Source organism: Ectothiorhodospira sp. PHS-1 (genome assembly GCF_000225005.1).
Lineage (GTDB): Bacteria > Pseudomonadota > Gammaproteobacteria > Ectothiorhodospirales > Ectothiorhodospiraceae > Ectothiorhodospira.
Map to the genome: position 1 here is coordinate 32,759 of NZ_AGBG01000027.1, position 11,754 is coordinate 44,512.

Annotated in this window: 10 protein-coding genes, 1 tRNA gene and 1 pseudogene; 10 read left to right on the forward strand and 2 right to left on the reverse strand. The window is 65.4% G+C overall.

The genetic code is table 11. The annotated features are described in order from the left end of the window. Positions 1-7 precede the first annotated feature (7 nt). A complete protein-coding gene (gene nifA / locus ECTPHS_RS11110; protein WP_050814256.1) occupies positions 8-1,570 on the reverse strand; it encodes a nif-specific transcriptional activator NifA in 1,563 nt (520 codons plus the stop codon). A gap of 20 nt (positions 1,571-1,590) precedes the next feature. Then, positions 1,591-3,165, reverse strand: coding sequence for a nitrogen fixation negative regulator NifL (gene nifL, locus ECTPHS_RS11115; protein ID WP_008932847.1), 1,575 nt, complete (start codon positions 3,163-3,165; stop codon positions 1,591-1,593). A 288-nt stretch (positions 3,166-3,453) separates the two neighbouring features. Here nifL and rsxA point away from each other — a divergent pair, with 288 nt between their 5' ends. The 10 genes and pseudogenes from rsxA (at position 3,454) to ECTPHS_RS11165 (ending at position 11,732) form a co-directional block, all read left to right on the forward strand. Continuing rightward, positions 3,454-4,035 carry an electron transport complex subunit RsxA gene (gene rsxA, locus ECTPHS_RS11120; protein ID WP_008932848.1) on the forward strand — a complete coding sequence of 194 codons (582 nt, stop codon included), beginning with the start codon at positions 3,454-3,456 and terminating at the stop codon, positions 4,033-4,035. Positions 4,036-4,056: 21 nt separating this feature from the next. Beyond that, a complete protein-coding gene (locus ECTPHS_RS11125) occupies positions 4,057-4,596 on the forward strand; it encodes an RnfABCDGE type electron transport complex subunit B (RefSeq protein WP_008932849.1) in 540 nt (179 codons plus the stop codon). Positions 4,597-4,619: 23 nt separating this feature from the next. Then, positions 4,620-6,158 (forward strand): annotated as a pseudogene (rsxC, locus tag ECTPHS_RS11130) (electron transport complex subunit RsxC). 3 nt (positions 6,159-6,161) lie between these two features. Further along, a complete protein-coding gene (locus ECTPHS_RS11135; protein WP_008932850.1) occupies positions 6,162-7,262 on the forward strand; it encodes an RnfABCDGE type electron transport complex subunit D in 1,101 nt (366 codons plus the stop codon). Next, entirely contained in the window at positions 7,259-7,987 is a 729-nt protein-coding gene (gene rsxG / locus ECTPHS_RS11140) for an electron transport complex subunit RsxG (protein WP_008932851.1), read from the forward strand. Before ECTPHS_RS11135 ends, rsxG begins: the two co-directional genes overlap by 4 nt. Further along, complete coding sequence (locus ECTPHS_RS11145) at positions 7,984-8,682, forward strand: electron transport complex subunit E (RefSeq protein WP_008932852.1); 699 nt, start codon at positions 7,984-7,986, stop codon at positions 8,680-8,682. Before rsxG ends, ECTPHS_RS11145 begins: the two co-directional genes overlap by 4 nt. 27 nt (positions 8,683-8,709) lie before the next feature. Next, positions 8,710-8,970 (forward strand): RnfH family protein, encoded by a 261-nt coding sequence (locus tag ECTPHS_RS11150; RefSeq protein WP_008932853.1) that lies wholly within the window; start codon positions 8,710-8,712, stop codon positions 8,968-8,970. A gap of 85 nt (positions 8,971-9,055) precedes the next feature. Then, positions 9,056-10,159, forward strand: coding sequence for a patatin-like phospholipase family protein (locus ECTPHS_RS11155; protein WP_008932854.1), 1,104 nt, complete (start codon positions 9,056-9,058; stop codon positions 10,157-10,159). Beyond that, positions 10,156-11,601, forward strand: coding sequence for a GntP family permease (locus ECTPHS_RS11160; protein ID WP_008932855.1), 1,446 nt, complete (start codon positions 10,156-10,158; stop codon positions 11,599-11,601). The genes ECTPHS_RS11155 and ECTPHS_RS11160 overlap by 4 nt, the downstream gene beginning before the upstream one ends. Before the next feature lie 54 nt (positions 11,602-11,655). After that, positions 11,656-11,732, forward strand: a tRNA-Arg gene (locus tag ECTPHS_RS11165). Positions 11,733-11,754: the final 22 nt, after the last annotated feature.

The following is an 11,754-nucleotide window of genomic DNA, read 5'->3' on the forward strand; positions in this document are numbered from 1 at the left end:
GCCGGTCTCAGAACTGCTTGACGCGGATCTTCAGGGTCTGGATCCGATAGGCGATCTGGCGCGGGGTCATCCCCAGCAGGCGGGCCGCCTTGGCCTGGACCCAGCCCGCCTGTTCCAGGGCGGCGATCACCCGCTCCCGCTCGTCCAGCTCCGGATCATCCAGATCCGTTTCCGGAGGCGGGGCGACGGCCTTGCGCGCCGACGGCAGCTTCTCTTCCAGCCCCGTGAGCTGGATTGCATCCAGATCGATGGTTCCGGTCTCGCTCATGATGGCCGCCCGTTCCAGGCAGTTCTCCAGTTCGCGCACGTTCCCCGGCCAGTCGTGGCGCATCAGGGTGCGAATGGCACCATCGGTGATGTCCAGGGGCCGCCCCTGGGTCCGGGCCAGTTTGGCCACCAGGAAACGGGCCAGATCGGGGATGTCCTCGGTACGCTTGCGCAGGGCGGGCAGGAAGATGGGCATCACGTTGAGCCGGTAATACAGATCCTCGCGAAACTCCCCCTGCTCCACCTCGTCTTCCAGATGCCGGTTGGTGGCCGCCACCACCCGCACGTCCACCTTGAGGGTACGGGTGCCACCCACCCGCTCGAACTCGCCTTCCTGCAGCACCCTCAGCAGCTTGGCCTGGAAGGCCTGGGAGATCTCGCCGATCTCGTCAAGGAAGATGGTGCCGCCGTCAGCCTGCTCGAACCGCCCCTTGCGTTGGGCCACGGCACCGGTAAAGGCCCCCTTTTCATGGCCGAACAGCTCGCTTTCCAGCAGATTGTCCGGCAGGGCCGCGCAGTTCAGCTTGATGAAGGGGCCATTGGCCCGGGAAGAATTGTAATGGATGGCGTTGGCGATCAGCTCCTTGCCGGTGCCGGTCTCGCCCCGGATCAGCACCGTAGTATGCCATTTGGCCACCTGACGGACCTGCTCGAATACCCGGCGCATCTCCCGGGAATGCCCCACCACATTATCCAGATGATAGCCGCTGCGTACTTCCCGGCGCAGACGATCCCGCTCGTCGGTCAGCGCCTGGCGTTCCTTTTCCAGGTCCCAGGCACGGCGCACGGTCTGCGCCAGCAGGTTAGCCACCATCTCCAGGAAACGGGCCCGCTCTGTGAGCAGCCCGTCATCGGCGGCCGGCTGGGCGGCCAGTACGCCAATGGGGGGTTCGCCCCCTACCTGAATGGGCACGCCGACAAAAGGCAACTCCGGAACATACAAACGCAGGCGATCCAGAAACCGGGGCTCGTCGGCGATACGCCGGATCACCAGGGTATCGCCCTCCTTCAGGATCGCCCCCACCACCCCCTCGCCGGGACGGTAACGTACCTTTTCCAGTTGCTCGCGGTGACCGGTATGGGCGGCGCCCACCATCAGTTCGCCGCTGGAAGGGTCCAGTAACGACACCATGCCTCGCTGCATGTCGGCAGCCTCGTGCAGCACATGAAGCACGTCGGAGAGGATCTCGTGCAGATCCGCCGAACGACTGAGCACCTGGCTCACCTGATAGAGGGCGTCCAGCTGCATCTCCACCAGGTCCGAGCGATGCTCGCCATTCTCTCTTACAGCTGAAGAAGACATTACTATGAGGCTTCCCTGAGTCAGTTCGGGTCTTGTCGTCGTGCGGCGGTGGGGAACTGCAGTCGGATACGGCAACCCTCATGACAACCCGGATCGATCTCGATCAGGCCGGCATGCTGGTTCACCACTTCCTGAACCATGGGCAGACCCATCCCGGCACGCCCGGAACGGCCCTTGGTGCTGACGAAGGGCTCGAATACCCGCAGTCGCAGATGCTCGGGAATGCCCGGGCCGGAATCCTGGATGCTCACATGCACCGCATCCCCCCGGGACTCGGTGAGGATACGGATCTCCCGGCGGCCGTCGGTGGCGCCGTCCAGGGCATCCAGGGCGTTGTCCACCAGTTGCTTGAACATGCCCCGCAGCCGCCCCTCCCGGCCCAGCACATTGGGCAATACCGGCGCCGGTTGCCAGTCCACCACCACCCCGGAGGCCAGCAGGCGCCGGGTGGAAAGCCCCAGCACCTCCCGCAGGAGGGCATTGATGTTGACTGGAATCACGGGCTCATCCCGCTCCTCGGGCATGGAGTCCTCCAGGGTCTGCAGGGCCCGGCGACCGGCGGCCAGGGCCTCCTGCAACACGTTCAGCAAGGGATCGGCGCCGCCCTCCCCCTGACGCCGACGCTCCAGCAGCTGGGTGGCGGCGGCGATCATGTTCACCGGCCCCTGCATCTGGTAAATGGCACCGGCCAGGGTTTCGCGCATGCTCTCCACCAGTTCGCCCTCCGCAGTCAGGGCGCGCAAGGCATTCATGCGCATTTCTTCCTGCTGCCGCCGGATCTCGGTGACCTCCTTGGCCACCAGCACCAAGTAACTGGCCTTGCGCGCCTCGAAAAACGAATCCGCACTGGTATCACGCTCCTTGAACCAGGTGCCGGAGCAGGAAAACCAGCGGGGGGCCCGGCCGCCACCCGGATCAAACTGCACTTCCCGATCCACGAAGCCCTGCCCCGTGCTACGGGCGGTCTCGAAGGCATCGCCCATACTCTCGGCCAGGGCGGTGAGAAATTCCCGGACCGGCTCCCGCCCGCCCATGTCACCGGCCAGTTTCTTGTATTCCTGGTTGCCCAGCACCACCTGGCCAACCTCGTCCAGCAAGGCGATGGCCACCGGCTCCGCATCCACCACCGACTCGATCAGGGCCTTCTGGTTGCGCACCTGCTGCTCCAGCCGGTGCATCTCGGTCACATCCCGGTGCATACCCAGGTAATGGCTGAGCTGACCCTGACCATCCAGCACCGGGGCAATGCTCAATTCCGCCAGGTAGCGGCTGCCGTCCTTGCGGCGGTTGACCAGCACCCCGGACCAGGGTTTGAGCTGGCGCAACCGTCCCCAGAGGGTCTCGTAGACCAGACCTGGGGTATGGCGATCCGACAGGATGGATTCGTTGCGCCCCACCACCTCTGCCACACCGTAACCGGTCACCCGCTCAAAAGCCGGATTGGCATAGAGGATGTTGGCCCGGGTATCGGTGATGGAAATGGCCACCGAGGACTGCTCCACCGCTTCAAAGAACAGGCGTGCCGGCAACACCCCCTCCGGGGTCAGGATGGTATCGGCCAGGCCCGCGACGGCGGGTTGATCGGGTCGGCTCATGGAGGTGTGTCTCCCGGGTGAGTTGGGCTGGGTTCCTGATAAACACACTGCAACATCCAGGCCAATACAAAAGGTCCGGTCTTTCCCCGAGTGAGACAGCCATGCATTGTCGCCTTCCCGACAGAACCCACATCACCCGGCCCACGCTGTCACGATCCGCACAGAGCAATACGCACCAGCACGGTGCAATTCCCCACAAGACCCCTGGATTCATGCGCCTTCATCGTGCATGAGGCGGCTGGCACACAAGATGCAATTCCTTCGTCAACCGAACCGAAGGAACCGACCGTGACCGAGTTCATGCTGCTGCTGGTGGGCACCGCCCTGGTCAACAACGTGGTGCTGGTGCAATTTCTGGGGCTGTGCCCCTTCATGGGTGTCTCCAACAAGCTGGACACGGCCCTGAGCATGGGCCTGGCCACCACCTTCGTGCTCACTCTGGCGTCCGTGGCCGGCTGGCTGCTGGAGTATTTCGTGCTGGCGCCGCTGGATCTGGGCTTTCTGCGCATTCTGTCCTTCATCCTGGTGATCGCCGCCGTGGTGCAGTTCACCGAGATGGTCATCCGCAAGACCAGCGCCGCCCTCTATCAGGTGCTGGGGATCTTCCTGCCCCTGATCACCACCAACTGCGCGGTGCTGGGCGTGGCCCTGCTCAACGTGCAGGAGGGCCACGGCTTTTTGCAGAGCGTGACCTTCGGCCTGGGCGCGGCCCTGGGCTTCACTCTGGTGATGGTGATTTTTGCCGCCCTGCGGGAACGTCTGGCCATCAGCAACGTACCGGCCGCCTTTGCCGGTGCCCCCATTGGCTTCATCGTCGCCGGTCTGTTGTCCCTGGCCTTCATGGGATTCGCCGGACTCAACTTCGCCTGACCGCGACAGGAGGAATTTCCGATGGAACCATCCCTGCTTTCCGCGATTTTCATCCTCACCACCATGGGCCTGCTGCTGGGCTACGGTCTGGGCATGGCCGCCAAATACCTGCGGGTGGATAAGGACCCCCTGGTGGACGAGATCGAGGCCCTACTGCCCGGCACCAACTGCGGCCAGTGCGGCCTGCCCGGCTGCCCCAGTGCCGCTCAGGCCCTGGCGTCCCGAGAGGCACCCGTCACCCTCTGTCCGCCGGGCGGCAAGCTCCTGGCCCAGCAACTGGCCGATAAACTGGACATCACCGTGGACCTGTCCGCCATGGGCGAGGAAGTCCCCGCCTTCGCGGTGATCGATCCCGACCACTGCAACGGCTGCACCCGTTGCTACAAGGTCTGCGCCACCGACGCCATCATGGGCGCCAACCGGCAGATCCATACGGTCTTCACCGAAGCCTGCAACGGTTGCGGCAAATGCGTGGAGGTCTGCCCCACCCAGGGCCTGACCCTGGTGCCGGAAGCCCCGAGCCTGCGCCGCTGGCACTGGCCCAAACCCAAATCGGCCTGAAGGTGCTCCCCATGTTCTCTTTCATGCGCAAGCGGCCCGCCTTCCAGGGTGGCGTCCATCCCGATGATCGCAAGCAGGCCACCAGCGGACTGCCCATCGAACCCCTGCCCATGCCGGCCCGGCTCTACCTGCCGGTACAGCAGCATATCGGTGCCGCCGCACGCCCGGTGGTCAGCGCCGGAGATATCGTCCTCAAGGGCCGGATGATCGCCCGCGGCGACGGCGCCGTGTCGGCGGCCGTACATGCCCCCACCTCCGGACGGATCCTGGCAGTGGAACCCCATCCCGCGCCCCACCCCAGCGGCCTGCCGGTGGAAACCATCGTCATCGAACCGGACGGCGAGGATCGCTGGCAGGAAGATCCGGACCCGGAACACGCCCTGAACCTGGAACCGGAAGTCATTGCCCGCCGGGTGGCCGAGGCCGGGGTGGTGGGCATGGGCGGGGCCACTTTCCCTGCCGCCATCAAGCTGAACCTGGGCTCCCGGCATCACATCGACACCCTCATCATCAACGGCTCCGAGTGCGAGCCCTATCTCACCTGTGACGACCGCCTGATGCGGGAACGCACCGATGAAGTCATCGACGGCATCCGCATCATGCGCCATGCCCTGGGGGCGTGACGCGCCCTGGTGGTGGTGGAGGACAACAAACCCGAAGCCCTGGCCGCCCTGCAGGCGCGGCTGTATGAGATGGACACCATCGAGGCCATGGCGGTCCCCACCCGTTATCCCATGGGTTCGGAAAAACACATGATCAAGGCGGTCACCGGCCGCGAGATCCCGGCCGGCAAGCTGGGGGCGGACATCGGCGTGATCGTCCACAACGTGGGGACGGCCTACGCCGTCCATCGGGCGGTGCGCATGCGCCGCCCGCTGATCTCCCGCATCGTCACCGTGGGCGGCGGCGCGGTCCGGCGACCCGCCAACCTGGAGGTCCTGCTGGGCACCCGGGTGGAAGACCTGCTGGCCCATTGCGGCGGCACCCGGCAACCACCGGCCCGTCTGCTGATGGGTGGCCCCATGATGGGCCAGGTGATGCCCCATGCCCAGGTGCCCGTCATCAAGGGCAGCAACGGGATCATTGCCCTCACCGCGGAAGAGATCAACATCGGGGAGACCATGCCCTGCATCCGCTGCGGACGCTGCGTGGCGGCCTGCCCCTGCGGACTCATGCCCCTGGAGATGGCGGCAAGGATTCGCAAGGAGGATATGGACGGCGCCGTCGATTACGGCCTGATGGATTGTGTGGCCTGCGGTTCCTGCTCCTATGTCTGCCCGTCCCATATCCCCCTGGTGCAGTTCTTCCATCATGCCAAGGGCGTGCTGGGGGCGCGGCGGGAACAGCAGCGTCGCCAGGAGGAGATCAAGCGGCTGGCCCAGCAACGCCGGGAACGCCAGGAGGCGGAAGCCCGGGCCAAGGCCGAGGCAGCGGAACGGCGCAAGGCGGCGCGCGAGGCCGCCAAGCGCAAGACCGAGGAAGCCAAGGCCGCCCGCGCCGCCAAGGCAGCCGCCGCCAAGGAGACCCCCAAGACCCCCGCCGCCGATGAGGCAAAGGCCTAACCCATGACCCAGACCACCCCCGTCAGCGGACCCCACACCCATGCCCCAGGCAGCGTGGCCTGGAACATGGGCTGGGTCACCCTTGCCCTGCTCCCGGCCACCGCCTTCGGTGTCTACCTGTTCGGCTGGCCCGCCCTGAACCTGCTGCTCATCACCATTCTGGCCGCCGTGCTGTTCGAGGCCCTGTGCCTGCGCATTGCCCGGCGGCCGGTATCGCCGTTCCTGATGGATGGCTCGGCCATCGTCACCGGCCTGCTGTTGGCCCTGACCCTGCCGCCGTGGGCGCCCTGGTGGATCGGCGTGCTGGGGGCGGCCTTTGCCATCATCGTCGGCAAGCACGTCTTCGGCGGCCTGGGCCAGAATTTGTTCAACCCGGCCATGCTGGCCCGGGTGGCCCTGCTGGTCTCCTTCCCCCTGGAGATGACCACCTGGATCACGCCTTCCCCCCTGTTTTCAGAGGGTGCCCCCGGCTTCCTGGAAGGGCTGGCCATCACCTTCGGCCTGGCGGCGATTCCCGACGCCGTCACCGGCGCCACCGTGCTGGGCGAGACCCAGACCGGCTTCAGCCGGGATCTGGGACTGTCCGAGACCCTGCCCGGGGTCTATGCCCCGCTCCAGCAGGCCCTGGGCTTCGTACCCAGCAGTCTGGGTGAAGGCTCCGCCCTGCTGCTCCTGGCGGGGGGGCTACTGCTCATGGCCAAACGCATCATCACCTGGGACATCCCGGTGGCCATGCTGGGCACCCTGGTGATCCTGTCCACCGTATTCATGCTCATCGACCCGGAGCGTTATGCCGGACCCGGTCTGCACCTGTTCTCCGGTGCGGCCATGCTGGTGGCCTTTTTCATTATCACCGATCCGGTCACCTCTCCCAGCACCGTGGCCGGGCGATTGCTGTTCGGCGCCGGCTGCGGCCTGCTCATCTATGTCATCCGCACCTGGGGCGGGTATCCGGAAGGCGCCGCCTTCGCCGTGATCCTCATGAACGCCCTCACGCCCCTGATCGATCACTACCTGCGCCCCCGTGCCTATGGCCGCACCCGGCGCGGTAAGCCCCTGCCGATGAAAAACACGGAAGCACCGGCTCAGGAGAAGCGCCCATGACCACCCTGGCACAACCCACCTATCGCAAGCGGGTCGGCTACCAGGCCACACTGCTGGGGGGCATCGCCCTGCTGGCCAGCGCCGTGCTGGTGATTGCCGACCTGCAGACCCGGGACACCATCGCCGAGCGCCGCGCCGAGGATTTCCGCCGCACCCTGGAACAGGTCCTGCCCGCGCAGATGCACGACAACCGCCCCCAGGAGGACATTCATATCCTGCGCACCGACGACGGACGCTCCCTGGAGGTCTACCGGGCCCGGCAGGAAGGCCGTGTGTCCGGCGTGGCGTTCCGGGTTCAGGGCCGGGGCTATGCCGGTCCCATCCATATCCTCATGGGGGTGGATGCCATGGGTGAAGTGCTGGGCGTGCGGGTGCTGCAGCACAAGGAAACCCCGGGACTGGGCGACAAGATCGAGGTGAATCGTGATCCGTGGATCCTGGCCTTCGACGGCCTGAGCTTCGCCGCCCTGCCTGCCCCCCGTTGGGCGGTAAAAAAGGACGGCGGCCCCTTCGACCAATTCACCGGGGCCACCATCACCCCCCGGGCGGTGGTGAACGCGGTGCGGGACGGGCTGATCCTGTTCCATGCCCATCAGTCGGAACTGTTGCAACGGGCCCCGGATGGACCGGATGAGCGGATGCCGACAGCCACACAGGATTCTGCCTCCCCCGAGGACCCCCGGACATCCCCATCTGCCCGGAATCTGCCGGAGATACACCCATGACCCAAAGCGCCAAGGCACTGCTGGAGGACTATCGCCGTCTGTTCCGGGACGGCATCTGGGACAACAATGTGGTCATGGCCCAGATGCTGGCCCTGTGCCCGTTGCTGGCGGTCACGGGCACCGCCACCAACGGACTGGGCATGGGCCTGGCCACCACCTTCGTCATGGTGGCCTCGGGGCTTCTGGTCTCCATGTTCCGGGGCATCATCACCCCCGAGGTGCGGATTCCGGTCTTCATCCTGCTGATCGCCAGCCTGGTGACACTGGTGGACCTGGTGATGAACGCCTACCTGTATGAAATGCACAAGGCACTGGGGCTGTTCATCCCCCTCATCGTCACCAATTGCGCCATCCTGGGCCGGGCCGAGTCCTTCGCTTCCCGCCAGCCGGTGCACCGGGCCATGGTGGACGGCCTGGCCATGGGAGTGGGGTTCACCGTGATCCTGGTGGTCCTGGGGGCCGTGCGCGAGATCCCCGGCAGCGGCACCCTGTTCGCCGATGCCCACCTGCTGCTGGGAGAAAGCTTTGCCTGGATGGAACTGACCCTGATCCCCGATTACCGGGGCTTTTTGCTCATGATCCTGCCCCCCGGCGCCTTCCTGGCCCTGGGTTTCATCCTGGCGGGCAAACGGGTGCTAGATGCCCGACTGGCGGCGCGGACGGCGCCGGCGGCGGCCCCGGCCATATCCTCATGACATGACAGGCTTGGGAGGAACACATCCATGAAAGTCGGCGTAGCCTACAGTGAACCCGGCAACCAGGCCTGGCTGCAGGTGGAACTCCCGGAAGGGGCCACCGTGCAGCAGGCCATCGAGCAATCCGGCATCCTCAAGCGGTTTCCGGGCATTGATCTGGACCATCAGAAGGTGGGTATCTACGGCAAGTTCTGCAAGCTGGACAACCCGGTGCAGGAAGGAGACCGGGTGGAGATCTATCGCCCCATCACCGTGGACCTGTCCGATGATGATGATGATGACGATTGATCCGCCCATCCTATCCTGAGGGACTGGACATCCCCCCGTCTGCTGCGTTGCAATAGAAACAAGCGCACACCGGAATCAGTGACCAATGAGCAACAGCACACCCCGCAAGACCGTGGATCTGGCCCTGCAGGGGGGCGGCGCCCACGGCGCCCTCACCTGGGGCGTCCTGGACCGCCTGCTGGCGGACCCCCGTATCCACATCAGCAGCGTCAGCGGCACCAGCGCCGGCGCCATGAACGCCGTGGTCATGGCCGACGGGCTGGACCGGGGCGGCCGGGAAGGCGCCCGCGACGCCCTCACCGCCTTCTGGAAGGCCGTCAGCGACGCCGCCCGCTTCTCCCCCATCCAGCGCACGATCTGGGATCGGCTCAGCGGTCGTTTCAGCATGGACCATTCACCGGGCTACCTCTTCTTCGAACAACTCACCCGGCAGTTCTCCCCCTACGAACTCAACCCCCTCAACATCAACCCCCTGAGGGACCTGGTGGCCGAGCAGATCGATTTCGAACGGGTCAACCACTGCAGTGAACTCAAGGTCTTCGTCACCGCCACCAACGTGCGCACCGGACGAGGCCGCATCTTCACCCAACCCGAACTGACCGTGGACACGGTGATGGCCTCCGCCTGCCTGCCCTTCATGTTCCAGGCGGTGGAGATCAACGGCGAGGCCTACTGGGACGGCGGCTACATCGGCAACCCGGCCCTCTACCCCCTGGTGGAGGACACCGCCACCCGCGACCTGATCATCGTGCAGATCAACCCGATGGTAAGGGAAGAACTCCCCCGCACCGGCCGTGACATCATCAACCGGCTCAACGAGATCACCTTCAACGCCAGCCTAATCAAGGAACTGCGCGCCATCGAACTGCTCCACCAGCTGATCGAGGCGGAACAGCTGGAATCGGAACGCTACCGGGACATCTTCGTGCACCTGATCCACGCCCACGAGGAACTCAAGGATCTGGACGCCTCCAGCAAGCTCAACGCCGAGTGGGATTACCTCATCCACCTCCGTGACCGGGGTCGGGCCTGGGCCGACGGCTTCCTGGAACGCCATTTCGATGACCTGGGCCAGCGTTCCAGCTTCGACCTGAAAAGCCTGTTCACCGACACCTTCGCCCCACCCGATCTGGAGCATGAGGACAGCGACGACAACCGCGACCATCCGCACAAGGAGGACAAGCCATGATGGGTATCCTGGTCATTCTCATCGCCCTGGGCCTGCTCATGTACCTGGCCTACCGGGGCATCAGCCTGCTGATCCTGGCCCCGGCCCTGGCCACCTTCGCCGTGGTGGCCACCCTGGACGGCCCGGTGCTGGGCAGCTACACCCAGGTCTTCATGGGAGCGGCGGGGGATTTCATCACCCTCTACTTCCCGGTATTCCTGCTGGGGGCCATCTTCGGCAAGCTGATGGAGGATTCGGGTAGCGCGGACGTGCTGGCCAAGGCCATCATCAGCTGGCTGGGCAGCAGCCGGGCCATCCTGGCGGTGGTGCTCTCCTGCGCCCTGATGACCTACGGCGGGGTTTCCCTGTTCGTGGTGGCGTTTGCGGTCTACCCCATCGCCGCCGCCCTGTTCCGCCAGTCGAACATTCCCAAGCGCCTGATCCCGGCCACCATCGCCCTGGGCGCTTTCACCTTCACCATGACCGCCCTGCCCGGCACCCCAGCGATCCAGAACGCCATCCCCATGCCCTACTTCGGCACCTCCCCCTTTGCCGCGCCGGGCCTGGGCATCATCACCGCCCTGGTAATGTTCACCCTGGGCATGCTCTGGCTCACCTACCGGTCCCGCAAGCTGGCCCATGAAGGCTACGGCGACCATCCGGATGCGGACTTCACTCCCAACAAGGAGTTGCGGGAGAAGGCCTCGGGCGAGGGCTTCGACCTCATGGAACTGCCGGTGGAACAGCGCCCGGCGGCACCGCCCTCCGTGTTCGTGGCCCTGTTGCCCCTGGTGCTGGTGATCGCCATCAACCTGCTGTTCACCTTCCTGATCATCCCGCGCATGGACACGGACTTCCTGGCCCTGCCCCTGTACGGTGAGACCAGCATCGAACAGGTGCGGGGGATCTGGTCCGTCATCGCCGCCCTGGTGCTGTCCCTGCTGGTGGTGATCGCCACCAACTGGAAGCGCCTGCCCACCCTCAAGCAATCGGTGGATAGCGGTGCCAACGCCTCCCTGCTGCCCATCTTCAACACCGCCAGCCTGGTGGGCTTTGGTGCCGTCATCGCCTCCCTGGCGGCCTTCCTGCTGATCCGCGATACGGTGGTGGGGCTGGGGGGCGACAACCCGCTCATTTCCCTGGCCATCGCGGTGAACATCCTGGCGGGCATGACCGGCTCCGCCTCGGGGGGCATGAGCATCGCCCTGTCCACCCTGGGCGAGACCTACATGGAAATGGCCCAGGCCCGGGGCATCGATCCGGAACTGCTGCACCGGGTGACGGCGGTAGCCACCGGGGGTCTGGACACCCTGCCCCACAACGGCGCGGTCATCACCCTACTGGCCATCTGCGGCCTCACCCACCGCCAGGCCTATTTCGACATCGCCATGGTGGCCATGCTGGCCCCATTCATCTCGCTGGTGGTACTGATCACTCTGGGAACCCTGTTCGGGAGTTTTTAAAAAATGCTTGACACCCCCCAGCCTCGTCCATAAAATGCGCGCTTCAGTTGTTCAGCGCCCGTAGCTCAGTTGGATAGAGTACCTGGCTACGAACCAGGTGGTCGGAGGTTCGAATCCTTCCGGGCGCGCCATTTTTAAGAAAAAAGGACCAGT